Origin of the sequence: Flavobacterium sp. W21_SRS_FM6 (assembly GCF_052119645.1) — a bacterium.
Classification (GTDB): domain Bacteria; phylum Pseudomonadota; class Gammaproteobacteria; order Enterobacterales; family Alteromonadaceae; genus Paraglaciecola.
In genome coordinates this window covers 238192-264773 of sequence record NZ_JBGQOM010000001.1, presented here as the reverse complement: position 1 = coordinate 264773, position 26582 = coordinate 238192, and the positions used below count along the sequence as shown (strand labels likewise).

The window sequence follows — 26582 nt, the reverse complement described above, 5'->3', positions numbered from 1 at the left end:
AAAGAGCGTTGGTATAACTCCCCCAGTTAAGCAAAACATGTGTTTCCCTGACCCTCTTTCAACCCATTTTCAGTTCATCTTTTTTTTCAATAAATTGAGTTAACGCATCAAATGAGGCAGTATTGTCGTCGGTTGAAATGGCGAACGTAGCCCCGGTGGTATCCGAAGGTTATCCATTTTTCGATGAACAGAGCTGACCATACTTTTTCCGCCGCAGCACCTTCTCATCACTCTATGCTCGTGGGTCAATAACAGGAATTAGTATGTTCGAACTAGACGTGAGTCGCTTTTACCGAGCGGGGTTTGCTTTAGTGACCTCAGCTATCTGCTTAGCTTTTTTGTCACTCATTGGATTCGTCTTGTGGAAAGGAGGTATTTCACTCGAAATAGTACTTTTTTGCTCAATCATTGCCCTACTTGTAGCATGGTTTGGCAAATTGAGTTATCGAGCCATTTTTAGGGATGAGAAACAGGGTGGCAACCTACTGTCGCCTTTTTCAATTATATGTATATTTTCCTTAGTCGGGGCAGGAGTGTTCGCTGGCACTATTTATCGATTCTCAACAGGCAATCCAGAGAAAGGCTTGTTTGCCATCTTGCTATTAATTTTACTCATTCCTGCTGGTCACTACTGTTGGAAATTGGCAAAGAAAAACAGTCACAAACCTCACAATTAATCAGCAATTCGCCAAAGATGCTTGAGATCAAGTGAGCAGTACTTGTTAATTCACCCAAGTTAGACGTGTTCATACCTAGAAATAACCTGTTTGGCACCACTTGCGCATCTTTCACTGAAAGTGTCATTTAATAAATTAAGCCATACTCGTACACCATTAGGATGTAGCAGGTGGATGATTCGTGATGTTGCCTTGATTGTCGCTAGGTTGGCTTTCAAAGCGGGCAAACCAGTTGTAATGGACGACTGGTACTTGGTTTTTTTGCGGCGATTTACGGGTGGTCTTAGTAAAATATTTTTTTAACATATTAGGTACTACTATGATGGTATTGGTCACGCGGGACCGTGGTTAAATATGCTGGTATTGCTAAAACTTTTCTATGAAAAGGTAGGCAGGGCGCCATTGCGCCCTGTCTGCTTTGCTTTCAAAATTAAGATACTTTTGAAGGAGCAAGTTTTAAGTTGTTAACCACTTCAGTTACGTCAGTGGTATTTTTGGCAATAGCTTCGGCCAAATCTAACTCAGCGTCTGAGTCAACCGTTCCGCTTAATGTAACCACGCCTTGATTCACTTCAACTTCGATGTCGGTACCGCTTACCTCAGATTCCATTAATAGCTTGGTTTTAACTACCGTTTCAACTTTGGCGTCTTTTAAAGTAACCATCATCTCGCTGTCGTTATCTTCGTCTTCGTTAACTACTGTTAGTTCGTTAACGACACTGGTCACGCCATCAAGGTCGGCCACCAATTCTTCAGCCAAGGCTTTATCAACCTTGCTTTCCACTTTACCGGTTAGGATGACTTTACCGTTTTGAACATCAGTGTTGATATCAAAAGAGTTTAAGTTACCGTTTAGTAGAAGGGTTGTTTCGGCTTTGCCATCTATCCATGCATCTTTAGCTCCGGCTTCCCAGTCGTTACTAGCGTTTGCTGACAAAGTAACACCACTCAATGCGCTTATTACAAGTAAAGAACAAATTGAACGTTTCATAAATATCTCCTGTTATTTTATGTCTGTGTTGTTGCGAAATAACTCATGCGAGAACAGTGCCAATAACTAAATACATGATTTTAAAGGATATATTTTGCATTTGAGATGGGTGGCATAATCGTGCTTAGGGAACGATTACAGAGCGACATGTAAAAATTTCATAGTAAATAGATGAATTCTTACTAAGTGTCCCGGCCGTTTAATTGGGAAGGGTAATCGACATGACAGATCAACTCTCGCTGGCTGTGGGGATAAACTTCACGTGATGGTTATCCCTTGCCCGAGAGTTTATGGCACACTAAGGCCAGTTCGTTTTTTTGTCTTAATTATCAGGAAGTAAATGTTAACGCTGACTCGCCAATTGGTTTCTCTTGATATGGTTTGTACTGAATTGGCTGATTACAGTGGTAAGTTGCAAGCGACTAATCACGTGGTGCCTCAGGCCTACGTGAATTTGCTAAAACAATTCTGCATTGCAATACAAAACCTCAGCCTGATAGCACAAGACTATAGCCAACTGGTATTTGTGGCTGAAGTAGAAAAATTTGGTTTAGCCCTGCCCATCAAAAATAAACGCATTCTGTCGGTTTACCTTAGATTGATTGAATACGTGATAGATTTTTATCTGGCAAGTGAAAAAATCGCCAGCATTAGGGATAAGCTATTTGATGATAATGCTGAAAAACGTTTAGACCTGTTACAGGTACGCGCCATAAAAGCAAAAGCGCAATTTAAAACGGTAGTACACGCTCTCGGTAAACGAGAATACCAGCAATTTGCCCATCACCTTGCTTTACCTACATCAGAATGGGGATGGGACGTGCTACGTTTAGAAAGTGAGTAAAACCAGTACATCTTTAATAAAAGTACAAATAACAAAGCCTAGGTAAATACAATGAAAAAAATAGTTAAAAAATTACATGGCTTGATGCTGATGAGTTGCGTAGTGTTCAGTGGATTAGTGCAGGCTAGCCAGCCTATTCCGGCGCTGTGGTTTGAAACGTTCAAACAACAGGCTACCTCAGAGCAGCTATACAACTTTTTATATTTGTTGCCAAAAGGCGGCGATTTACATCATCACTTGGGCGGTTCAAATTTTAGTGAATGGTGGTTTGAATTGGCGAGTGAGCCAAAACGCAACGGCGGTTATCGCTATTATACGCAACTTTTTGCTCACTCGTGCCAAAGTGACAATAGCTCTGAATACGTGTCTATCGGCGATTTTTTGGCTTTTCGCAATATCCAGCACAGCCACTATCAACAACTGAGTGAGTGCGAGCAATCCCAATACAAATTACTCAGTGACCTGAGCGCGTCTGAAAAACAAGGTTGGCTAAATAGCATACGATTAGATAAGTCGAACGAAGGGCGTAACGAATTTTTTGAAAAACATTGGCCCCGTTTGAATGAGTTAATGTTCAACCCTTATATTCAAGCCGAGATGTTAGTTAAAAACATGCAAGCTTTGGGTCAAGAAAACGTGGTGTATCTTGAAACCCAAATTGGTGCGCGTAATATGCTACGCGCCGACGGCACTTCGTTTTCTGCCGAACAAGTGGTAGATATTTACCGCAAACGCTTAACGCAAAAAGATGCGAGAAGTTCTGGGGTTACCGCCCGCCTACAATACACATTGTTACGTTTTACGCCGGATGCCGAGCAGCAGTTAGAATGGATTTATCGATTTGTAGACAAGCATCGCGACCTATACGTGGGCATTAATATGGCGGGCCGTGAAGATAACGACAAAGGCTATCCGCTGCGTTTTTTGCCTACTTTGCGTAAACTTCGCTCAAGCTTGCCGGCTATTGATTTGTCGATCCATGCGGGTGAAGTCGACGAACCCAATTTTCATGTGCGCGATACCTTACTGCTGGGTGCGACGCGCATTGGGCACGGGCTTAACTTAATTGATGATCCGCAAACCTTGTTATTGATGCGCAATGGTCAAGCGCTAGTTGAAATTAATTTAGTCAGTAATTTATTGCTCGAATACGTTGATGACTACCAACAGCATCCTTTTCCTGAATACTTACGCACGGGTATTCCCGTTGCCTTATCAACCGACGACAGAGGTATGTGGGATTCCACCATGACCGATGAATACTTTATCGCCGTTAAAGAATTTAATTTGTCATGGCAAGAGCTCGTAAAACTGGGAGAAAACTCGCTGAAATACAGTTTTGTGGATGAAGCCACTAAGCAGCGATTGTTAGGGCAGTACGAGGCGAGAGTTGACAAATTTGTCAAAGACTTCAAACACCAAGGTATGTCACTGTTAAAAGCCACTAAGGCTGAAAAACGGGGTTTTATTTGTCAGCGTTATGCTTTGTGTAAGCGCTAAAGCCAATCGCATTATTGGCCTGTTAGCTGTTTATGTGACTGCGTTTAATGCTGACTAAATGCAGTCATCATTCTGTTTTTTACACACGTTTAATCGGCTGTTTTCAATACTCAACAGCCCTGTAGCCATTGATAAGCGTTAGCACAGCGTTTACCCTCTGTAGGCTGCTCAGCGTAATTTCATCATATCTTAGGTAATTTTCATGTTTAAACCCTACTACTTCTGCTTGTTTATGAGCGTTTTTGTCTTAGCCTTAAGTGGCACAAAAGCAGCCCTCGCTAGTGTGTCTATCGTGCAAGGTAAAACTCCGATCCCTGGCGGTAATGCGAAGTCTGATAACGATATCACCATTAAAAACGACAAGTTGGCCTTCTCGTTAGCCATTGGCTCTGCGCCGCCTTGGGGCGTGGCCCGCGGATGCATTGTTGATATGACCAACGTTAACCCTGACGGCTCGCTGAACGAAGACCGGGTTGCCTTTGCTGATTTTATTCCTAACAACTGGTCGAGCTGGCCTAATACTTATCAACTGCTTGATATCATTAACGATACGGAAGAAGAAGCGGTGGTAAAGCTGACTCGTGATTTTGGTGAAATGCTGATAACGACGATTTATCGCCTAGCTGCTGGCTCAGATCGCATTCGGGTTACTACAACCATGACAAATCAAGGGGAAGAAGCCACAGATTTATTGTCTGGTTTTACCTTGTGGCCCGACGGTGGTTATAAGTTTGCGGTGCCAGGTTTTAGTGAAGAAGGCCAAGTCATTGATAACCCTATCACAGACCGTTTTGTGGGGTATGACGCAGATTGGGCGATTGCTTTACATGCACCCTATATGAGTCAAGTTCGCTACAAATCTCGTGATCTTTACCAGCAACACAGTCTGAAAAAGTCACAGTCCACGGTTTTTGAAGGGGAATATCAAGTATTGCCCAGCGGTGATATTGCACCTGTCGTTAAGGCTGAAATACAACGTAAACATCTCCCGGCGGGTAACTTGCTGGGCACAGTGCACACCAAAGAAGGTAAGTCTGTTTCAGAGCCAACCGTGGTGGTGCTGAAAGCGGGTTTGCCCTACGTGTGGGTGATGGGTAAAAAGGGGCAATATGCCCTTGATTTACCGGTAGGTGATTACGAGGTTTACGCAACCGCCAAGGGCTATTCTAACAGCGCTAAACATAAAGTTCGTGTCTACGCCAATGAAACCGCCTCATTGTCATTTAATGATTTGTTCGCCCCAGGTGCGGTGAGTATTCAGGTGCTTGACGCTCAAACAAGGACGGCCTTAGATGCAAAAATTCAAATCGAAAAGGGCAATAAACCCCTCGTGGAATTTTTAGGGGCAAAAACCTTTTTTACTCAGTTAAATCCTGTTGGCCTAGCTCAGTTTACGTTGGCGCCTGGGCAATATCAGTTAAGTGTTTCTGCTGGTGGCGACTTTACCGCGCCAGCCATCGTGCTTGATGCCAATATTGTTGCCAATAAAACCACGGGTTTACTTGCTGAAATTCCCGTTAACACGTACCCAATCCAACAGGGGTGGTATTCAGGCGATTTGCATCATCATGCTGATGTTCTTGAAGGGTCAAGCTCGCCAGAAATGTTAGTACGTTCGCAACTTGCTGCGGGTCTGTCTGTCACCTTTGTCAGTGATCATGACTCAACAAGTAATCACGCCGCGATTCAAGCTTTATCAGACCAACGTGATGTGCCATTTATTCCGTCTATAGAGATCTCGCCTTCTTGGGGGCATTTTAACGCCTTTCCTATTAAAAAAGGCCTGAGCTTATCTGTTGATCCCGGTGTGGATAGCATTAGAGATATTCTTGAGGATGCGCAGCGCATGGGAGCGTCGGTGGTGGCAACTAATCACCCCTACATACCTTATGGGTATTTCAGTAGTTTGCAGCAGAATACGGTGCCTGGTGGCTTTCATCCCAACATCGATTTAATTGAAATAAATTCAGAAGTGGATTACACCCACGCTATTAATAAAGCCCGTCAGCTCTGGTCTGCAGGTTTACCCTATTATTACACTGCAGGTACCGACACCCATGATGTGTTAAATGAGAGCAGTGGCCATGTCCGTATGTTTGTCTACACAGGCAACAAACCCAACGCAGACGCATTTGCTCAAGCCATGAAAAATGGCCGTTCTTATGTGTCATTTGGTCCAATCATTTACCCTAAAAACCTGATGTTTGGCGACACACTAACGCTCGCTGAGAATCAGCCACAAACTGTTCAGTTTGATTTGGTGGCAGTGAGCGGATTAAGCTCGGTTAAATTAATAGGAAAAGACGGGCTTATCAAAGAGCAGCGCTTAGCGGGGATGAAAGCCAGTGTTAGTTTTGTCGTGCCACCGCAGTCAGGTTGGCTAAGCATGGTGGTGGAAGATAAAAAAGGCCATAAGGCGTTTTCTAACCCAGTTTGGCTTAAAATGGTCGACAAGTCGCAGTTTTAAAGCAATATACCCAAGCAGCGCCGCCCAGTTTGAGTGCGGTGTTTGCTGAGTGTCAGCCCTACCGTTCGAGTCTTTCGAAACGTAAACCCTATTTATTCGATTTTTTATTCATGCTTTTGAGAACTACACTGCGTTGAAACATGACTGTGGGTAGCAACGATGAGTATTGAAAATAAGGTCAGCGCAGAGTGCGATACACAAAACACGGCAAATAACGCCATTGCACTTGTAATCGCGCCCAATGAAAAAGACTTGGGCGAATTTGTGGTCAGGCGTACTTTGCCTTCAGCTAAACGCAAGTTGGTGGGACCGTGGATATTTTTCGACCATTTTGGTCCCACAACCTTTCCCGCTGGCTCAGGGGTAAACGTTAGGCCTCATCCGCACATTAATTTGGCGACAGTAAGTTATTTGTTTGAAGGAGAAATCCTGCATCGAGATTCGCTAGGTAGCTATGCCACTATCAATCCTGGGGACATTAACTTGATGGTCGCAGGTAAAGGGATAGTGCATTCAGAGCGTGAACGGGAAGACGTCAATAAAAGCGAACACAAATTACATGGTTTGCAACTATGGTTAGCTCTTCCTGAAAAAGACGAAGAAATTGATCCTGCATTTTATCACTATCCTGCAAATACCATCCCTGTGACTTACGTAAATGGCGTTGCAGTTAGGATTTTAATGGGTTCAGCGTATGGGCTGACTTCACCCGTATTGACTTATGCTTCTACCCTATATGTTGAGGCATTCATGACTTCGGGGCAAACACTTGAGATGCCTGAGGCCCAAGAACGTGCCATTTATGTCGTACAAGGAAGTCTCACTGTAGCGGGTAGCCACATCGTTGAACATTCGATGGTCGTGTTATCACCTGATACCTTAGTGAGTATTGAAGCCAGCACTGATACAAGGTTAGCGATTATTGGTGGTGAAAATGTCGGTAAACGCTACGTTGAGTGGAATTTTATCTCAAGCCGCAAAGCGCGTATCGAACAAGCAAAACAAGATTGGCGTGAAGGCAAATTTGCCAAAGTAGAGGGAGACGAAGAAGAGTTTATTCCCTATTAATCCAATCCAAATAAGGACGTCTTATGACTATCAGTATACAAAAAAGTGACACAGGCACTTTTCGCCAAACCATCAGTATCAATCATCACACGGTGATTTCTGATGTGGCTGTAGCCTTGGGTGGTGATGATTCTGGTCCCGACCCTCACGATTTATATGATGCCTCTTTGGCATCCTGCAAAGCGATTACTCTGTTGATGTATGCCAAGCGAAAACAGATCCCACTATTAAGTGTTGATGTTGAAATTGAGCGAGATAATAGTCGCGAAACGCAGGGGGTTTACGTACTTAATGTGCAGTTAATATTAAATGGAGAGATAAGCGATGAACAGCGTAAAACACTGGAAGCGATTGCCGACAAGTGCCCAATCCATAAATTAATGACCGCGGTAAAAACCGAAGTGCACTCTCAGGTAAGATGACTCTATTATGACAACTCCAACTCCTCTTCAATCTGATGAATTAGCTACAAATGGTAGTGCGGTATCTCTGATTATTCGCCACAAGGTGCAGCCGGTTAATCAGGCCGCTTACGAACTGTGGCTCAAGCAAATTATTCCTGCTGCGGCAAAATTTCCGGGTCATCAAGGGGTACATGTTTTACGCCCTGCCCATGGCGACAATAAATTCGAGATAGCCGTGCGCTTTTCTAGTGAAAAGTTAGCTCATAATTGGCTCAATTCAGCTGAACGAAAAAGTCTATTAGCAGAAAGTGAAACTTTGTTTCACGAGCTAGAAATGCTTGAGCTTTATAATGGCATTGATTTTTGGTTTACCCAATCCCCTGCACCAAACAAAGTAGCCACTAGGTGGAAACAATGGTTACTGACCACAGGTGTTATCTGGCCATTAACTATGATGGTGCCGACTATGCTAAAGCCTATAGAAGACCTTTTTGTTTTTTCGGCACACCCTGTTTTACGGCAGGGTATCGTGGTGGCCATTGTTGTTGCTATGGTGGTTTATGTGATTATGCCGCGACTAGTGAGATTGACCTCAAGCTGGTTATTTCGCTAAATAGCTTGATTTTCTTCAATTTAGCCTCAGGTTAACACATGTACTAAACACGAATGATTCGACTGCCCTAAGTCGCCTTGGTTATTGTTGTTAAGTTAACTGCTTAACAAAGGGGGGAATAAAAAAATATCGCCCTGTTTTAAATAATTATCTCGTCTACAGTTTGATGACCTCAGTGGTCAGTGGCTTTTTGGTCATGGGCCTAATAAAACGGAGAGAGCATGAAAGCATCAGATTTATTTGTAAAAGCCCTTGAAGCAGAAGGTGTGGAATACATTTTTGGTATTCCGGGAGAGGAAAACCTCGATTTACTCGAATCACTACGCGAATCAACTATTAAGTTAATACTTACCCGCCATGAACAAGGAGCGGGCTTTATGGCCGCTACTTACGGCCGATTGACGGGCAATGTTGGTGTGTGTTTATCAACGTTAGGTCCGGGCGCAACCAACCTAGTTACCCCAGCAGCGTATGCCCAATTAGGGGCAATGCCCATGTTGATGATTACGGGACAAAAACCGATCAAAACCAGTAAACAAGGTCGCTTTCAAGTCATTGATGTGGTCGATATGATGAGGCCCATTACCAAATACACGACGCAAGTGGTCAGTGGTGATCGTATTCCTTCGATTGTGCGAGAGGCCTTTCGTATTGCACATAACGAACGCCCCGGTGCGGTGCACATTGAACTACCTGAAGATATCGCTGCTGAAACCACCAGCGCCCAATTAATACCAGCCAGTTTGTACCGCCGTCCCATTGCCGAGTACAAAGCTATTGATCGTGCAGTGAAACTCATCGAGCAATCACAATCGCCCCTGTTACTCATCGGTGCTGGTGCAAATCGCAAATTGACCAGCAAAATGTTACGAGAGTTTGTCAATAAAACCGGTATCCCTTACGTAACAACCCAAATGGGTAAGGGCGTTTTAGACGAGTCTGACGATCTTTTTATGGGCAATACGTCACTGTCTGATGGTGACTTTGTGCATCGTGCGATTAATAAAGCCGACCTGATTATTAACGTAGGTCATGATGTGGTAGAAAAACCACCGTTTTTCATGCATCACGATGGCAAAAAAGTCATTCATATCAACTTTGATGGTGCGGTAATTGACCCGGTTTATTTTCCACAAGTCGAAGTCATAGGCGATATTGCCAACAGTATTTGGCAAATTAAAGAAGCCATTAAGGTGCAAACGGATTGGGAATTTTCTTTCTTTAAAAAAGTGAATGAGGCCTACATTGCCCATCGTGCTGAATTAGAAGATGACAGTCGTTTTCCTATTCTGCCTGAGCGATTTGTTAAGGGTATCCGTAAAGTGATGCCAAAAGATGGCATTGTTACCTTAGATAATGGGGTATACAAAATCTGGTTTGCCAGAAATTATCCCGCTGCGTTTCCAAATACTTTATTGCTTGATAATGCCTTAGCTACCATGGGGGCAGGGCTGCCTTCTGCGATTGCCGCTAAAATGGTCCATCCTGAAAAGTCTGTGATCAGTGTGTGTGGTGATGGTGGGTTTATGATGAACAGCCAAGAGTTAGAGACGGCAGTGCGTTTAGGTTTGCACATTGTGGTGATTATACTGCGAGACGATGCCTACGGCATGATCAAGTGGAAACAAGCGCATATGGAATTCGATAACTTTGGCTTAGATTATGGTAATCCTGATTTCGTTAAATACGCAGAGAGTTATGGCGCAAAAGGTTGGCGAGTTACTGCAACAGAAGCGCTCGAAGAGTTAGTGGGGTTGTGTTTGGCTTCGCCTGGCGTACATGTCATTGATGTGCCGGTTGATTACAGCCTAAATGATGAAACCTTGAATCGCACCATCCGTGAACGTAGCAAAGCTTTATAAGGAGTGAATATGCTAGCAAAATCGTATCCCTATTATTTGGCCAATAAGGCCGTATATGCCAATGAAAAACTGGAAGTCACGGACAAATACAGCGGTGAAGTGGCGACGCGTGTCGCCATGGCTGATGCATCTGTGATTGACGCGGCCATTGCTGCGGCTGAAAAAGCGCAGCCTTTGCTAAATAAAATGCGTCCCTATGAGCGTCAAGCCATCCTCAATCATTGTGTAAAACGCTTTGAAGAACGTTTTGACGAGTTAGCCGATGCCCTGTGTATTGAAGCAGGTAAACCGATCAAAGATGCGAAAGGTGAAGTGACGCGACTGATTGATACCTTCCGCATTGCTGCTGAAGAATCGGTGCGCATGCACGGTGAAGTAATGAACCTTGAGATTACGCCTCGAGCAAAAGGCTATCAAGGCATGTACAAGCGAGTGCCAATTGGCCCGTGTTCATTTATCTCACCCTTTAACTTTCCACTTAACTTAGCGGCGCATAAAATTGCCCCTGCTTTAGCAACCGGTTGTGCCTTTGTGTTAAAGCCGGCCAGTCGTACCCCCTTAGGCGCGATTATCATTGGTGAAATTTTAGCTGAGACCGATTTACCTGCAGGGGCATTTTCGATTCTGCCCTGTACCCGTGATGGCGCGGATTTATTTACCACAGACGAACGCTTTAAATTATTAAGCTTTACTGGCTCACCTGACGTGGGCTGGGCGCTGAAAGCCAAAGCCGGTAAAAAGCCGGTAGTACTAGAGCTTGGTGGGAATGCCGCTTGTGTAGTAGACGAAGATGCGGACTTAGATGATGCCATCGAACGCATCATTTTTGGAGCGTATTACCAATCGGGGCAAAGTTGTATCAGCGTGCAGCGCATACTGGTACATGAAAAACTGTTTGCCGAGTTTAAACAACGTTATGTCGAAAAAGTGGCTAACTTGGTGCATGGCGATCCCAAAGATGAGAAGACCTTTATCGGGCCGATGATTTCTGATTCTGAAGCAGAGCGCCTTGAAAAGTGGATCAAACAAGCTAAAGAGGCGGGCGCTGATATATTGTGTGGCGGTGAGCGTAAAGGTGCCATGTTACAAGCCTGTGTGCTTGAAAACGTTCCCGTAGATGCCAGTATTAATGCCGAGGAAGCCTTTGGTCCAGTATCGATAATTGCGTCTTTTAGCGATTTTGACGACGCTTTAAAAGAAGTGAATAACAGTCAATTTGGCTTACAAGCGGGTATTTTTACCCGTGACATCTATAAAGCCCATAAAGCGTGGGATGAGCTAGATGTGGGCGGTGTTGTGATTGGCGATGTACCCAGTTGGCGGGTTGATAACATGCCTTATGGCGGCGTGAAAGAGTCCGGACTTGGCCGTGAAGGCATCAAATTTGCGATGGAAGACATGACCGAGTTACGTTTGATGGTGTTACGTACACCGCAAAAATAGGGTAGTCAGCGCTTCTCATATGAAAGGCCACTTGTTAGTGGCCTTTTTTGTGCGCAGCCATGTTACGTTTTGAAACAGCTTGGGCTTGCAACTTTACATAACTTGACACACCCGGGCCGGGTTCCGTGCTCTAATCTACCGTAATCGTGTCATATTTTGTTACTTGCCATTTACTAAAAGGGAATTATGAAAACGCAAACAATCGTTAAAACAGCCTGCGTGGTTTTGCTGGCTGTCTTTTTGGTGTGGTGGTACTACCCTGAGCAAAACGCCGAACAAATCAAATATCATACTCAAGCCTTGAGCGTTGGTAAAATTGAAAGTACCGTCAATTCCTCAGGGGCAATTTCGCCAGTGGTGACCGTTGATGTAGGATCCGAATTGTCAGGATTGATCTCGCAGCTCAATGTGGATTTTAATGATGTCGTGACGAGTGGCCAAGTGATTGCTCGTATTGACGACAGAACCGTACAATCTAAATTACGCCAAAGTGAAGCTGATTTAGCCTCTGCAAGAGCGTCTTTGGTGCAATTACAAGCGGGACTGAGTAAAGCTCAAACCGAAGAGAAACTGGCTGAACGCGAGTATCAACGTACCCGTGAATTGCGGGCAAAAAATCTAGTCAGTACCTCAGAGTTAGACATCAGTGAAACCTCGTATCAGTTGGCTAAGGTCAGTATTGAAACCGCTAATGCGGCTATTTTGGTGGGAGAGGCCCGAGTTCAGCAATCATTATCCAGCTTAGAACAGGCCAAACTTGATTTAGACCGAACGTATATTCGCTCACCAGTGGATGGAGTGATTATTGACCGTCAAGTGGATAAAGGCCAAGCAGTATCTGCCAGTTTATCTGCACCCACTCTTTTTTCTATCGCTCAAGATCTCGTTAACATGCAAATTGAAGCAGACGTTGATGAGGCAGATATCGGGCGTATTAAACAACACCAAGGTGTGAAGTTTACCGTTGATGCCTATCCTGAGCGTAAGTTTACCGGCGTGGTATCTCAAGTACGTAAAGCCGCCACCGTCACCAGCAACGTGGTAACTTACAAAGTCATTATTAGTGTAGAAAACAAAGATTTGTTGCTGCTGCCCGGTATGACAGCCAATGTCGATATTATCTTAGGTGAGCGTGACAACGTATTGCGCGTGAGTAATTCAGCACTGCGTTTTACCCCAGAAGGCCAATCCACTAATGGCGAACGCTCTGGGCCAGATATGTCGGCCAGAGTGAAGGACCTCGCTGAACAGTTAAGTTTAAGCGCCGAACAAAGCAAGTTGTTAGCAGATGCTATGGCGACCATGCAAAAATCCATGTTAGCTGCTCGTGAGTCCCGTTCAAACATGGGTGGTGGTCCGCCAGCTGGGCCGAACGACGCCATGAAAAAGATTCGGGCGCAAATGGACATTGAACTTCGTAGTTTTTTAAGTGCAGAACAAATGGAGCAATATCAAGCGTTAAACCAACAGCGCCGAAAACCACGCAGCGAAGGAAACAACAATGAACTTCAGCGCGCGGTGGTATGGGTGTTACGTGACGGTGAGCCGCAGCGGGTCAACGTTAGAGTGGGTATTGCTGATTTGGAATACAGTGAGCTGGTATCGGACGAGTTACAAGAAGGCGACCTTGTTATTGTGCGTGCGCAAAAGGTCAGTAGCTAATGTCAGCGGCCTTAATTAAGGTGAGTCAGGCTAAAAAGGTGTATCAAATGGGCGAAGAGCGAGTCTTTGCTTTAAAAGGCGTAGACTTAGAGATTCAGCAAGGAGAGTTTGTCGCCATTATGGGCTCGTCGGGTTCGGGTAAGTCTACTATGATGAACTTATTAGGCTGTTTGGATATTGCCAGTGAAGGCAGCATTGCACTCGATGGGATTGAGCTGGCTAATTTAACCAAGAATGAATTGGCTACTATTCGCAATCAACGCATTGGCTTTGTATTTCAACAATTTAATTTACTACCACGCACGACCGCACTAGACAATGTTACGTTGCCGCTCTTGTACAGCGAAGTGCCTGAGTCTCACTGGTCTGCTCGTGCCAAACAATGTTTAGAAAAAGTCGGCTTGGGTAACCGTCTGTACCATCATCCGTCGCAGTTATCAGGTGGACAGCAGCAACGTGTGGCGATTGCCAGAGCGCTAGTGAATGAGCCTGTGATGATTTTAGCCGATGAGCCAACCGGTGCGTTGGATACGCAAACCGGTCTTGAAGTCATGGCCTTATTTCAGCAATTAAATCAGCAAGGCAAGACCATCATATTAGTAACCCATGAACCTGATATCGCTGAATTTGCGAGCCGTAAGCTGACCTTTCGAGACGGTGCGCTTATTGCCGATGAGCTTAACCCTCAGCCTCGTTTAGCCAGTGATGGGCTTGGCCAATGAAGCTATTTATCTTATTAAAAACCGCCACCACTGCGCTTAGAGTGAATTTATTACGCAGCTTTTTGACCATGCTGGGTATCATTATCGGTGTGGCTGCGGTGATTATTATGGTGGCCATGGGAGCGGGCGCTCAGCAAAAGGTAGACGACCAGATTAAGTCGTTAGGTGGCAATGTGTTTTTTGTCACGGGGTCGTTTCGGGCCAGTGGTGGTGCCCGTGCCTCATCAGTGGTTAAAATCAATGAAGACGATGCCAATCTTATTGAAAAACAAGTACCGGGGGTTGAGTCTGCAGCGCCTTATTTAAGCGCGAATGGGCAAGTAATTTACGGCAACCTAAATTGGTCAACTGAGATAAGTGGTATTGATAATCGTTATTTTGTGGTGCGCGATTGGCCCATCGCCACAGGGCGTGAGTTTAGCACGCAAGAAATAAACAGCGGTGCAAAAGTAGCCATTATTGGTGAGCGAATCAGACAAGAATTATTTGGTGTGAGTGAAGCGCTGGGGCAAACCATTCGTGTGAAAAACTTCAACGTGACGGTGGTTGGGGTCTTGGCCGCGAAAGGCCAAGACGCTCGCGGTGAAGATCAAGATGATGTGCTGTTTTTGCCCATTAAAACAGTGCGCAATAAAATCACCGGTATCGATTCAACAAATCCCAAGTCAGTGCGTTTTATTCAAGTCAGTGCCTATGATGGTGAGGACATGGATTATATCGAGACAGAAATGACCCGTTTGCTGCGCCAACGTATGCGCATACCCGTTAATGGTGATGATATGTTTCGGATCCGCAATGTGTCAGAAATGATCGCTACGCGAGCCGAAACCATGCAGGTATTTAATACGCTATTAGCATGGGTAGCCTCAGTTAGTTTAGTCGTTGGCGGCATTGGCATCATGAATATCATGTTAGTGTCAGTGACCGAGCGCACGCGAGAAATTGGTTTACGCATGGCAGTAGGGGCAAAACCTGCAGATATTCTCACCCAGTTTTTAATCGAGTCAATTGTGCTCTGCGGTTTAGGTGGTGCTATCGGCGTTGTTATAGCCTATTTGTTTGTGTTTTTAGGTAACAATTATGGCATTGGCGCGGGTGGAGTGATTGATAGTGACGTGGTGCTGCTAAGCCTGGGTTTTTCTGCCTTTATTGGGGTGTTTTTTGGCTACTATCCGGCATTAAAAGCCTCACGCTTAGAGCCGATAGATGCTTTACGGTACGAATAGCTTTTTACCAACTATCGTTGTGTAACAGCCATTTTTCAGCACCACGATAGTGACAGATAACACCTTGGAATAATGTAAGAAAGCCATCGTTGTGTTGGGTAAATTAATAAAGTAAGCGGGTTTGTAAAAATCCTAAGCCACCTTAACTAGTTAAATATTTGTTACTTCGTTACAGTCTACCGTTAATTTTTGTACTTCCTTGTCATCATGATGCTTATTTGCCATCGGTGGCTAAGGCGATGTGACGCAACAAATGATACCAAAAGGCTAAAAATGAAAAAGTTAAGTGATGTAATGGGGTTGGTTTTACTCAGTAGCTGGTGTTTGATTCTTTTAAGTTGCAGCAAACAAGACACACCACTTGAGACTGAAACGACAGTGGTAAGTCGTGAGCGGGTGTTGTTAGACACGAACTGGCGTTTTTATAAATACCTCGATGCCAGTCAAGCCGATCCCTTAATTTATGACGTTAGACCTCAAATAGAATCGGACGAAGATGGCAAACAAGCGGATGCCAAACCTACCGAAGCCGTTGATGTGGAATCGACTGCCTTTGTGTTAAAACCCTGGATTTTACCTAGCGCAAATCCGTTTATTGCTGAGTCTGGTCAGCAACACCAGCGTCCTGTGGGGGAACCCGCTATTGCTGACGGTTTTCCTTTTATTCAAGCTGACTTTGACGATGCTCAGTGGCAGAGTGTACAAGTGCCACATGATTGGGCGATTAATGGCCCTTTTTACAAGGGTGACAATGCACCGGTAGGTGGTGGCATGGGGCGGTTGCCCAGCCCAGGCGTAGCGTGGTATCGCAATAGTTTTGAATTAAGCGCAGCCGATGCCAGCAAATCCATCTTCTTAGATGTAGATGGCGCGATGTCTTATGCCATGGTGTGGCTTAATGGCCATTTAGTGGGTGGGTGGCCTTATGGCTATGCGTCTTGGCGTTTAGATTTAACACCGTACGTCAAGCGTTCCGGTAAAAATCAATTGGCGATTCGTTTAGACAATCCTCCTGCTTCTTCTCGCTGGTATCCTGGTGGTGGTTTATATCGCAATGTGTGGTTAACAAAAACTAATCCGGTGCATGTAGGTCAGTGGGGAACGCATGTACAAACAGCAAATGTGTCCCAAGAAAGCGCGCAAGTCAGTATTGCGATCGATATCGATAACGACTCGCAGCAGAGCATTGAAGTCAGTAGCCAAACTCAGTTTTACACTTTCGATTCAACAGACAATATTGCCAAGCAAGCCGTTGCGACTATTAATACGGATCCAGTTTTAATAGAAGCGGGTGGCTCAAGTACCGTTGAAGGCACGGTGAAGATCAACAATCCTAATTTATGGGGGCCTTTGCCCAATCAAGTGCCTAATCGGTATTTGGCGCTAACTCGAGTGCTGCAAAACGGTATCGTGGTAGATGAATATGAAACTCGTTTTGGCATTCGAGATTTGCGTTTTGATGGTAAAAACGGTTTGTTTGTTAACGGTGAGCATATTTATTTTCAAGGGGTTAATCAGCATCATGATTTAGGCGCGTTGGGCGCGGCGTTTAACGTTCGAGCCGCACAGCGTCAGTTAGCATTACTAAGAGAAATGGGCGTAAATGCCATTCGCTTGGCGCACAATCCACCCGCATCTGAGTTACTCGAATTAACTGACAAAATGGGTTTTGTGGTTATCGACGAAATATTTGATGTTTGGGCGCGTAAAAAGACACCTTTGGATTTTCATTTAATATTTCCTGACTGGGCTGAACCTGACTTGAGGGCTTTTATTCGCCGAGACCGTAATAGTCCTTCGGTGATCATGTGGAGTATTGGCAATGAAGTGGGTGAACAATATACCGCTGAAGACGGTGCCGAAATTGCGCAGCGTTTACATGATATTGTGAAACAAGAAGATAGGTCGCGGCCCACTGCAACCTCCATGAACTACGCTAAACCACACATGCCTTTACCTGCGGTAATGGACACTATTAGTTTGAATTATCAAGGCGAAGGCATACGCAATGCACCTGAATATTTGCATTTACAAGGTATCCGTACCGAGCCATTGTATCCAGCATTTCATCATGCCTTTCCTGACAAAATGATCATGAGCAGCGAAAACGCCGCAGCGGTAAGCTCGCGGGGTGAGTATTTATTTCCTGTGACCAAAGGCATCAGTGCGCCTATCACAGACGGTGCTGGTGGGGATCCTGTTACGCAGCAAGTTAGTGCTTACGAACTTTATACTGCGCAATTTGGCTCGTCAGCGGATAAGGTTTTGGCTTCATTGGCACAACATCCTTTCGTGTCAGGAGGTTTTGTCTGGAGTGGCTGGGATTACCTAGGAGAGCCGACTCCGTATTACGGTGCGCGCAGTTCTTACTTTGGGGTGATTGATTTAGCAGGCTTCAAAAAAGATCGGTTTTACCTGTATCAATCCATGTGGCGACCTGATTTTCCCATGGTGCATATTTTACCTCACTGGAATTGGCCAGAGCGGGTTGGTGAGGTCACACCGATACACGTATTTACCTCAGGCGATGAGGTGGAGTTGTTCCTCAATGGTAAGTCCTTAGGACGTCAAGCCAAGGCTGAATTTGCCAGCCGTATCCGCTGGGATGATGTGGTATATGAGCCGGGTGAGCTAACAGCACAAGCCTACAAATTGGGGAAGCCTTGGGCACAGGCAAGTGTTAGCACCACAGGTGCTGCGAGTAAATTATTAGTAAAAGCCGATCGTCAAACTATCCAAGCAGATGGTGTAGATTTATCCTTTGTGACCATTAAAGTGCAAGATGAAAACGGCTTAACGGTGCCCCGAGCGAACAACCAGTTGAGTTTCTCACTTGACGGTCCTGGTGAAATCGTTGCTACCGACAATGGTGATGCCACTAATTTAGTGTCGTTTGCCTCGCATCAACGAGCAGCCTTTAATGGCTTGGCTTTGGTTATTGTCAAAGGCAGAAAAGGCCAAGCGGGTAAACTGGTTTTAAGAGTTGAATCGGAAGGTTTACCCACTCAAACGGCCAATATTGTGACTGAAGCGAACTAATTAGTTGCAAAAAAAAGACGCTTGTTGTCGTTTTGCTATGGCAATAAGCTCTTTAAAAACAAAACGTTAACTTGTAATTTTCAAGTTTATGAGAAAAAACGAACTTTAAAAGGAATAAAATACAGTTGCCAAGCGTTATCTAGGTGTCATTCACATAAACCTAGAGGAAACTACAATGACTAAGTTCAATAAAATTTCATCACTGCTTGGCCTATTAAGCTTGACCACCAGTTTGGGGCTTAGCGCCGCAACGTTTGAGCAAAGTGTTGCGGTCAACACCTCGATAAATACTCAGCAGCAAGTTAGTTCGTCTGCGGCTAATACAGAGCAAAATCACTTGCAAAGTGATACCGACCTCAACGCTAATAATGGCACTGCAACTGGCATCAATGCGCAGAGCGACGGTGGAGATGTGTCAGCACAAGGTGACTCTTCTGGCCAGGTGACGAATGACACCGCGGTGGATGCGCCAAATGATGAAACGGCGTCAGAAAATGCCTCAGATTCAGCTGAATCTGTCGAAACGCTGCTGACGAAGAGTGGCGACATCGCACAAAATGCAACCATTTCTTTGGGTGAGCTAAGTGCTGGAACATCAACGGTAGTAACGCAAATTACTCAAGTTGGTAATGCTGCCGCCCTGCCTAATTTGGTCACCTTAGACAATCCTATCTCTGCCACTATGGAAACTTCGCCAAGCAATACGGTTGGTTTGGACACTATCGCCTCGTCTGAATCAACAGCGATATTAAGTAGTGCCGCACATTCCATCAATCTTGCGCAAGCTATTCAGCACACTACAGCAGTGAGCGGGATGGCAAGTGAGGCCTCTACAACGGCAAGCCAATCAATCAATCAGTCGATAGTTGGTGTGATAGACAACAGTTTGAGTGGCGCCTCAGAGCAGGTTATTCAACAACAGGTTACTGGGCAAGTTAGTCAGGTAGTATCGCAACAAATTGCCAGTGCTGTGCAGTTACAAACCGCCAGTGAAGTCAGCAATAGCGTAACGAATAGCTTAAATCTAGGCCTTTAATCCCCCCTTGTAATTCAAAGCGTCAGTGGCGTAACACTGGCGCGTTTTTGTAGGACTACTCGTCATGAAAACATCTCATTTCTTAGCTGTATTATTGTCTTTGTCGGCATCGGCGTACAGTGTAGCGCAAGCCCCTGATAAACGTGTCGAGGCGCAAGCTAGTCTTGGCATACTGAATAACTCGACCTTGATTGTGGCTGAACTTGACCAAGTCTCAAACGAGCAGGATATGGCATTTACCTTTCATGCTAAATTAGCAGGCGAATGGCAAGCAAGACCCGCCCTAAAACTTCAAGGTGCTTACCTGTTTGCGCGCAAAGATTATCAACAGTTTGATGGCTATGATTTGGATTTACATCAGGTTTACGTGGATGGACAATACGATTTTGCAGCCCTGAGTGTTGGTATACGCCATGATTTTGCTTATGCAATTTTACAAGATCAGGCTTTTCTGCGCCTCAACCAAAGCAGTTTATATGCTGCGAAATATATTACACCAACGACTTATTTACGTTCTGCATTCAATTATAAAACGAAACACTTCGACTCCATGAATGCGCGTGACGCCACTAATCAAGGAGTAGGACTAAACCTGTTTCAATTTTTTAATCAAGGTAGCACGATGTTGTCTCTCGGATTAAATGTTGAAAAAGAACAGGCCGTCGATACGCAATTTGATTTTAACGCAAATAGTCTTAGTGCTGGCATGTCACAAACTTTTGGGTTACTTGGTCAAACCAGCAAGCTTCAGCTGGCTTGGCGCTATCAGAACAACGATTACGCCCAGAGACTACGTGCTGACGACTCAGCTCGTGAAGACACACAACAACGTTATGAATTACAGTGGCAATTGGCGCTTTGGCCGCAATTTAGTGTGGTCAGTAAAGTAGAGTATAGTGACTACAACTCGACCTTAGCGGCGTTAAATTATACTCAGACGGTGAGTTCAATTTCGCTCGAAGCCAACTTTTAATGCTTGCCTCACGTGATATTTACCGTGACGGTGTTGGTCTTTGCAGCAAGCCATAGCCAAAAATAGGATCTTTACCCTGTTTGCCCAAATCGAGGCTATGCGTTTTTAGAGTCTGGCGTATATCTGTTTGATCTTGCTTCGCTAGCAAACATGCAGCAAGTGCCGCAACCACAGGAGAGGCCATGGAGGTGCCAGTTTCGCGGCCTTCACCGCCCTTTGCATGCGCGGTGTAAACCTTTACGCCTAGTGCTGCAAAATCGATATACTCACCTTGATTTGCCCAGCGATAGATGTGGTGTTGCCTGTCTATTGCAGTGACGGCAATAACCTGCTTATAGGCAGCGGGATATATGGGAGCCGCGGCTGGTCCTTCGTTACCTGCTGCTGCGACCACAACTGTTCCCGCTTCCACCAGCGTGTTAATCACTAAGGCCAGTACGTCATTGTGTGGGCCGGCTAAGCTCATATTAATGACTTTCACGCCTTTTTCTGCCAACCAATTCAACCCATCAACGATGTTCAACATGGTTGCGCCTTGGGCATAGTCAGATTGTTTATAAAACACCGCAGCGGAAAACAATGTTGCATTGGGCAACAGAGGAGAAAAATACTGACCTTTACCCACTAAGGTTCCTGCTATTGCGGTTCCGTGGTTGACCGGCGCAACGTTGTTAAAATCGACAAGATAGCGACTGGTTATTTTGCTGTGAGCAAAGGCAGGGTGGTCTTGCTGAATTGCAGTATCAACCATGCCAATATTAAGTTCATCAAGGCACATCGGGCTGTGCTGAGGGTCGGCATCTTGCTCTAAAGTACGACTACCCTCATTTTGATTTTGAAATACGTGGTTGCGGTCCAGGGTACGAGTTATATCTTGGGGTAATAAGGAGTTTAAAGCAGACTTTGAGTCTAAGTGGCTAGGAACCGTAAACGTTACAAGGTGCAGATCAAGCGCAGGATACGATTTTTGCTGCGAGATAAGTGCCCCGTATTTGAGTAAAATATTGATCGCATCTTTATCACTGAGCATCACCCATTCACGTTCAATTGCTCGTGAACCATCCGCTAATTTGACTTCGTTAATCAATTGTCCAGTCACATCAGATAAGGGCAGTGTGTCGGGTAAAGTCATTAAAGGTGTGGTTATGGTTTCACTGACATCAAGTAGTTTACTGAGCTCAAATGGCTTCAATGGCAACGCATCATCTACTTGATGGCCAATGGGCCTAATTGTGTTTGTAACGCCCTGAATGGGAGAGATCACTTGCTTAATGGGGAGCAACTCTGCGTTCACGTGAGCCGCAGTCAAACAAAGCAAAACTGCGCAGGTGAATGTATGTTTCATGTTAGCCTCACTTATTACTGATACTGTACCTTAAACATAAAAACGTTTGAACATAGAAAATATTTCCAACGTGTTGGAATAAAAATAAAGTTGCTTCGTCTTCATAGTAAAGAGGAGATAAAAATGAAAAATCAACTGACTACTTTATTGCCTATGTTACGGCGATTTGCCTTTTCGCTGACAGGCTCAGTGGCCGACGCAGATGACATAGTGCAAATCACGATTGAAAAAATATTAAGTCGTGGAATGCCAGAAGATGTCGAACTCAGCAAATGGGCCTTTAAAGTGTGCCGTAATGTGTGGATAGACGAATATAGGGCGCGAAAAGTGCGTTTGGCTGCAACTCAAAACCCTGAGTTGCAAGAAGAAGCCTGTACTGACAATGAAGAAAACATAGCGGCTAAAGAAACGCTGGCTCAGGTCAATATCGCGATGCAGACCCTGCCTAATGACCAACGTTCGATTTTGTCCTTAGTGGCAGTGCAAGGTTTATCGTATAAAGAAGTAGCTGAGACCTTGGACGTGCCAGTTGGTACTGTAATGAGTCGTTTATCTCGCGCTAGAACATCACTCTTAACCATAGTAAAAAGTCAACAAGGAGGACTCTTCGCATGATAATAAGCGATCAACAACTCTCTGCTTTTTTAGACTCAGAATTGCCTGAAGATGAAATGCAGCTTATCCGAGAACAACTATTAATTGACGATGAGCTTGCCACTCGCTTGGCTGATTTAGCACAAGTGGACGAATGGGTATCAGCTCATGCCTGCGAAATAGACCGCCATCCGGTGCCAGAAAAAATAACGGCCTTGCTTCAAGACACGGCTGTGGAAAATAAAGTGGTATCGATGAGTGCGTGGGGGAAATTACAATCACGTTTTAGTCAACATGCAGCCCTAGCTGCAGGTATAGCGCTGTGTTTTGGTATCGGTATCGGCCAACTGAGTCAGTCGGATACCGCAGGATTAAGTGCAGAACTGAGCCCCGATATTGCTAAGGCATTATCGCGTTTAACCAGTGGTGAGCCGCTTGTTTTAGCGAATCAACAACGCCTTCAGCCCACTTTGAGTTTTAGGAATATGCAAGGGCAATATTGCCGACAATTCAGCTTGCAAAGTGATGGCATTCAAAGTGATAGCGTGGCCTGTCTGGGCAATGGTAAATGGCAGGTTAAAGCCACTAGTTTTAGTCAGGTAGAACAAAACGGTGCCCAGTACCGCACCGCAAGCAAGAGCGACCCCTTCCTTGATGTAGTAATCGATCAAATAATAGAGGGAGCAGCATTAAATAAACAACAAGAACGTGAAGCCATCAACAAGGCTTGGGCAAATAACGGTCATTAAAAGAGGATAAGATCATGAAAAAGATGTATTTAATTGCAGTAATGGTATTTTTAGCTTCAATCATGGCCGGTTGTGCCAGCGGGCCACAGTATCGCGCAGCGAAAAATGGCGGCAATGGTTACAGTGATATCAAAGTCGCCAATGATAGATATCGCGTTCAGTACACCAGCACAACTGAAGATGTGTTGACCGTGACAAATCATGCCTTATTTCGAGCCGCTGAATTGTCTAAGATGCAAGGTTACGACTGGTACGTTGTGACGAGTCGAGAAACCTTTGTAGACCGAGAAGAAGTCAAGCCCAATACAAGTTTGAGCATGACACACGCTCAAACCTTGTCACGAGACTGTGGTTTACTGACGTGTACTGAGCGCCGCCAACCGGTTAACACTATGGGAGTTGAACTGGCTAGCAATCGAGCGCGCACTGAGGTGCAGAGTATTCTAGAAGTTAGAATGGGTAAGGGAATGCAACCTAATGAGGAGAGCTATAGTGTGGCTGATGTCTTAGAAAATCTTCAACCAAAGTAAAAGAACGGAGGGCGTGTTGATATGTGGCCTTGAATAAAGTTCATACAGCAAGGATCAGCACGCCCTAGTGTAAATATCCAAGACCTTGATTCAAGGGCGTATCGGGTATTTGCTCTCTAGGTAGGCTAAACCATAATGCAGTGTTGTCTAATGGTGTATCTTTTGATAGTTGGGGATTGGTCAAGGTAATGATTGTGCGTTCTGAAAGCGTAGATTTGTCAATTAATACTTGGTTATAGGTGTAGAACAGTGTGTCAAATGAGCCATCTTCGATTGCCCCTTCAAGACCTTGTTGGATATCATTGGCCAATTTATTGTTGTCTTTTTTAACAAAGTAATACATGGCGGTTGGGTAATAAAGTAGCAGTTTTTTTTCTGCCGCTAATTGTTGTTCGGGGCGTTGTGATAGTTCAAGCCAAACTTCCGTGATAGACCGAGGAAAGTATTCAAAGCGACCTTTTTGCAACATCTCAAATAAACGGTCGTAATTGGTAGAGGTCTGTACCACTAAGCCATTACTTTTCAAAATGTCGGTATCAGGCCAGTCAAGTCCTTGCCCAGCGACTAATTTTTTGAGTTGTTTTAGGTTGTTAATGTTGTCGAACAATGGTTGATTCTGTTCTTTTATTATCAATACACGCCAGCCAATCAAGCCTTTTAAAATTGGGATCCTGACAGGTAAAAAGTCCTTTTCTCGTTCAAGGTTGGTCATGGTCCAGACGACATCTAAACCACCCTCATCGTGCAGTAGTTTTAAGGCGCGGCTTTGAGTAGTGGCTTCATCCGACTTTATTAGTTTGTAGGGGGTTGATGATTTAGACAGTGCTAAGGCCAATAATTCTAGGGGGTATTTAACTCTTATGTCGTATTGCGACTGTGAATTAGGGTAATGAATTTCAGTATATTCGCTTTTTGCCAGCCCCTGCATTGAGGTCAAAATAAACAGAAAAAATACACTTACTGAGCAGAGGTAAGGACGTATAGAGGTGTGATTAATGCAATACATTAACTCATCCTAGTTGGCTGATAGATTTTCAAAAAACTACAAGCAGACGGCTTTTAGTTTCTTTCTTTATCAGTGTAGTCTGCTTTAAAAATATTTGCAGATTATTGATTTTTAGGGTTTTAGATCGTCTTATGCTCATCGGGCAAGGACTTAGCCAAACATTCTGTTTATAAGTACATTATGGATATTCGGATTACTGTGGGGCTCTGACTTCTATAATTCTTTAACGCTATATTCCTGGCTTACTGGTAAGTTTAATGGTGGGTAAATTGTTCAAAAAATAATTAATTACCAATTTCCTATATTTGTTGCTTTATTGGGCTTAAGATAAGCAAAAAGCGATATTGCTGAATTTTTAAGACTAAACAAGCCCTTATCGTTTTATACCAATCCCATTTTAGGTGTCATATTGCTTGTTTTGAACCTACGTGTCGTGGCTAATGTTATTGTTCAATGGTTCGATAACAATACAGAACTGCAAAAGTCTTTTGAGGAAAATACATGTTTGGAAATCGCCAGAAAATACAAGAATTAGAAAAAAAAATTAGCGAGCTAACAAAAGATAAACATGATTTGTCAGCGCGACTTGATGCCGCTTTAAAAGCCCAGCAAAAAGCGAAACACGAGGCTGAAAACGTTGCAATCCAATCAAAAGCTGAGCGCACGATCAATACCTTATTTGTTGGTTCAATAGACATGCTAGATGCGGTGCGCCAAGAAGTGGCCAGCTCTGCCCAACGTATTGCCGATGAAAAATTACGTTTAGAAAATTCTTTAAGTGATTTTACCCACATCAGCACGACGTTGACTGAATGTGTACATGTGTTGAAAAATTTAACCAGTAAGTCAGGTGAAATCAGTCAGTCAATAGGGAAATTGTCGCAGTCAGCATTAGAAATTGAATCCTTTGTCTCGCAAATACAATCTCTGTCGGCACAAACGAATTTATTGGCATTAAATGCAGCTATTGAGGCGGCTAGAGCGGGTGAGCAAGGGCGAGGTTTTGCGGTTGTTGCAGATGAAGTTAGAACGTTAGCAGGACGTTCTGCACAAGCGTCAGATAAGATCTCGGCTTTAACTTCTGCTACAACAGAGCAAACCTCTAAAGTATCCACCTACATCAACGAAAATAACGATCAGACAGCCGCTGTGTCTCAATCAGCTGCGGATATAAATAATTCGGTAACCGATATCGCAACGATGGCCCGTAGTATGTCTAAAGTGATTTCAGCTGCCAGTTTGAGCGCGTTTATCCAAACGGTCAAATTAGATCACTTAGTGTGGAAAGTGGATATTTACAGAGTATTGCGCGGAGAGTCTAAAAAGAGCGGTAGTGATATCGCTGATCAGAGCCAATGTCGCTTAGGTCGCTGGTATAACGAAGGTGAAGGTAAACGTTTATTTTCAGACTTAAATGAATTTAAACAGTTAGAACAACCCCATGTTGCCCTGCATCAAGCAGGTAAAGAAGCCTTAAAAGCGAAGGCTGACGGTCAGCTTGACAAAGTGGCGGACGCCCTAGGCCGAATGGAAAAAGCCAGCATGCAGGTTTTTGATAAATTAACTAGCATCGAGGCTAAGGCCAAGTCCCTCTAAGTCAATTAGGCGACTCGCGCATTTGCGGTGCAAGTCGCTATCTATTCTATTATGGGCAATTGTATTGTTATACATAGACCGCCAATGGTGTTAGGTGCTGCGTAAATGTTACCTTGGTGCGCTGCTAGAATATTGCGACAGATACCTAAACCTAAGCCGGCCCCTGAATTGCATCGCGTTCTAGTACTATCTTTTCTATACAAGGGTTCGAATAATAGTGCGCATTCTTATTGGT

At 44.5% G+C, this 26582-nt stretch carries 23 protein-coding genes and 2 pseudogenes; 20 read left to right on the top strand and 5 right to left on the bottom strand.

The annotated features are described in order from the left end of the window. The first annotated feature begins 263 nt into the window (after positions 1-263). Positions 264-677, top strand: coding sequence for a hypothetical protein (locus ACEN2L_RS01130; RefSeq protein ID WP_441741399.1), 414 nt, complete (start codon positions 264-266; stop codon positions 675-677). Positions 678-833: 156 nt separating this feature from the next. Here the strand turns inward: ACEN2L_RS01130 and ACEN2L_RS01125 are convergent, their stop codons facing one another. Both ACEN2L_RS01125 and ACEN2L_RS01120 read right to left on the bottom strand, forming a co-directional pair. Further along, positions 834-983 carry a hypothetical protein gene (locus ACEN2L_RS01125; RefSeq protein ID WP_441741398.1) on the bottom strand — a complete coding sequence of 50 codons (150 nt, stop codon included), beginning with the start codon at positions 981-983 and terminating at the stop codon, positions 834-836. Between the two features lie 124 nt (positions 984-1107). Continuing rightward, positions 1108-1668, bottom strand: a complete 561-nt coding sequence (locus ACEN2L_RS01120) for a BON domain-containing protein (RefSeq protein WP_441741397.1) — start codon at positions 1666-1668, stop codon at positions 1108-1110. 340 nt (positions 1669-2008) lie between these two features. Between ACEN2L_RS01120 and ACEN2L_RS01115 the strand changes: the two genes are divergently transcribed. The 14 genes from ACEN2L_RS01115 (at position 2009) to ACEN2L_RS01050 (ending at position 20527) form a co-directional block, all read left to right on the top strand. Beyond that, on the top strand, positions 2009-2512 hold the full coding sequence (locus ACEN2L_RS01115) for a hypothetical protein (protein WP_441741396.1): 504 nt from the start codon (positions 2009-2011) through the stop codon (positions 2510-2512). Between the two features lie 51 nt (positions 2513-2563). Further along, entirely contained in the window at positions 2564-4012 is a 1449-nt protein-coding gene (locus ACEN2L_RS01110; protein ID WP_441741395.1) for an adenosine deaminase family protein, read from the top strand. A 202-nt stretch (positions 4013-4214) separates the two neighbouring features. Next, the gene (locus ACEN2L_RS01105) at positions 4215-6479 is read left to right on the top strand and encodes a CehA/McbA family metallohydrolase (protein WP_441741394.1); all 2265 of its coding nucleotides are present in this window, start codon (positions 4215-4217) and stop codon (positions 6477-6479) included. A gap of 159 nt (positions 6480-6638) precedes the next feature. Beyond that, positions 6639-7547, top strand: a complete 909-nt coding sequence (locus ACEN2L_RS01100) for a pirin family protein (protein ID WP_441741393.1) — start codon at positions 6639-6641, stop codon at positions 7545-7547. A 23-nt stretch (positions 7548-7570) separates the two neighbouring features. Beyond that, positions 7571-7969, top strand: coding sequence for an OsmC family protein (locus tag ACEN2L_RS01095; protein ID WP_441741392.1), 399 nt, complete (start codon positions 7571-7573; stop codon positions 7967-7969). 7 nt (positions 7970-7976) lie between these two features. Next, positions 7977-8564 carry an antibiotic biosynthesis monooxygenase gene (locus ACEN2L_RS01090; protein ID WP_441741391.1) on the top strand — a complete coding sequence of 196 codons (588 nt, stop codon included), beginning with the start codon at positions 7977-7979 and terminating at the stop codon, positions 8562-8564. Between the two features lie 221 nt (positions 8565-8785). Beyond that, complete coding sequence (locus ACEN2L_RS01085; protein WP_441741390.1) at positions 8786-10426, top strand: acetolactate synthase large subunit; 1641 nt, start codon at positions 8786-8788, stop codon at positions 10424-10426. 9 nt (positions 10427-10435) lie between these two features. Further along, a complete protein-coding gene (locus tag ACEN2L_RS01080) occupies positions 10436-11869 on the top strand; it encodes an aldehyde dehydrogenase family protein (protein WP_441741389.1) in 1434 nt (477 codons plus the stop codon). Between the two features lie 186 nt (positions 11870-12055). Then, complete coding sequence (locus ACEN2L_RS01075) at positions 12056-13531, top strand: efflux RND transporter periplasmic adaptor subunit (RefSeq protein ID WP_441741387.1); 1476 nt, start codon at positions 12056-12058, stop codon at positions 13529-13531. Beyond that, complete coding sequence (locus ACEN2L_RS01070) at positions 13531-14253, top strand: ABC transporter ATP-binding protein (RefSeq protein WP_441741384.1); 723 nt, start codon at positions 13531-13533, stop codon at positions 14251-14253. Before ACEN2L_RS01075 ends, ACEN2L_RS01070 begins: the two co-directional genes overlap by 1 nt. Then, entirely contained in the window at positions 14250-15479 is a 1230-nt protein-coding gene (locus ACEN2L_RS01065; RefSeq protein WP_441741381.1) for an ABC transporter permease, read from the top strand. The genes ACEN2L_RS01070 and ACEN2L_RS01065 overlap by 4 nt, the downstream gene beginning before the upstream one ends. Before the next feature lie 273 nt (positions 15480-15752). After that, entirely contained in the window at positions 15753-18518 is a 2766-nt protein-coding gene (gene galB / locus ACEN2L_RS01060; RefSeq protein WP_441741378.1) for a beta-galactosidase GalB, read from the top strand. A gap of 175 nt (positions 18519-18693) precedes the next feature. Next, positions 18694-19554 carry a hypothetical protein gene (locus ACEN2L_RS01055; RefSeq protein ID WP_441741375.1) on the top strand — a complete coding sequence of 287 codons (861 nt, stop codon included), beginning with the start codon at positions 18694-18696 and terminating at the stop codon, positions 19552-19554. 64 nt (positions 19555-19618) lie between these two features. Next, on the top strand, positions 19619-20527 hold the full coding sequence (locus tag ACEN2L_RS01050; RefSeq protein ID WP_441741372.1) for a hypothetical protein: 909 nt from the start codon (positions 19619-19621) through the stop codon (positions 20525-20527). A 19-nt stretch (positions 20528-20546) separates the two neighbouring features. Here the strand turns inward: ACEN2L_RS01050 and ACEN2L_RS01045 are convergent, their stop codons facing one another. Beyond that, positions 20547-21872: a S8 family serine peptidase gene (locus ACEN2L_RS01045; protein ID WP_441741369.1), complete on the bottom strand. Its 1326-nt coding sequence runs from the start codon at positions 21870-21872 to the stop codon at positions 20547-20549. Positions 21873-21995: 123 nt separating this feature from the next. Between ACEN2L_RS01045 and ACEN2L_RS01040 the strand changes: the two genes are divergently transcribed. The 3 genes from ACEN2L_RS01040 to ACEN2L_RS01030 are packed head-to-tail and all read left to right on the top strand — an operon-like array spanning position 21996 to position 23745. Further along, entirely contained in the window at positions 21996-22487 is a 492-nt protein-coding gene (locus ACEN2L_RS01040) for an RNA polymerase sigma factor (RefSeq protein ID WP_306023039.1), read from the top strand. Continuing rightward, positions 22484-23215 (top strand): anti-sigma factor family protein, encoded by a 732-nt coding sequence (locus ACEN2L_RS01035; protein WP_441741366.1) that lies wholly within the window; start codon positions 22484-22486, stop codon positions 23213-23215. Before ACEN2L_RS01040 ends, ACEN2L_RS01035 begins: the two co-directional genes overlap by 4 nt. A 14-nt stretch (positions 23216-23229) precedes the next feature. Next, on the top strand, positions 23230-23745 hold the full coding sequence (locus ACEN2L_RS01030) for a CC0125/CC1285 family lipoprotein (RefSeq protein ID WP_441741363.1): 516 nt from the start codon (positions 23230-23232) through the stop codon (positions 23743-23745). 64 nt (positions 23746-23809) lie between these two features. Here the strand turns inward: ACEN2L_RS01030 and ACEN2L_RS01025 are convergent, their stop codons facing one another. Beyond that, complete coding sequence (locus ACEN2L_RS01025; RefSeq protein ID WP_441741360.1) at positions 23810-24751, bottom strand: hypothetical protein; 942 nt, start codon at positions 24749-24751, stop codon at positions 23810-23812. A gap of 501 nt (positions 24752-25252) precedes the next feature. Between ACEN2L_RS01025 and ACEN2L_RS01020 the strand changes: the two are divergent. Then, positions 25253-25930, top strand: a pseudogene (locus ACEN2L_RS01020) (methyl-accepting chemotaxis protein); the annotation flags it as partial. 21 nt (positions 25931-25951) lie between these two features. Further along, positions 25952-26347, top strand: coding sequence for a CZB domain-containing protein (locus ACEN2L_RS01015; RefSeq protein WP_441741684.1), 396 nt, complete (start codon positions 25952-25954; stop codon positions 26345-26347). Positions 26348-26388: 41 nt separating this feature from the next. Here ACEN2L_RS01015 and ACEN2L_RS01010 read toward each other — a convergent pair. After that, a pseudogene (locus ACEN2L_RS01010) lies at positions 26389-26553 on the bottom strand (ATP-binding protein); the annotation flags it as partial. Between the last annotated feature and the right edge of the window lie 29 nt (positions 26554-26582).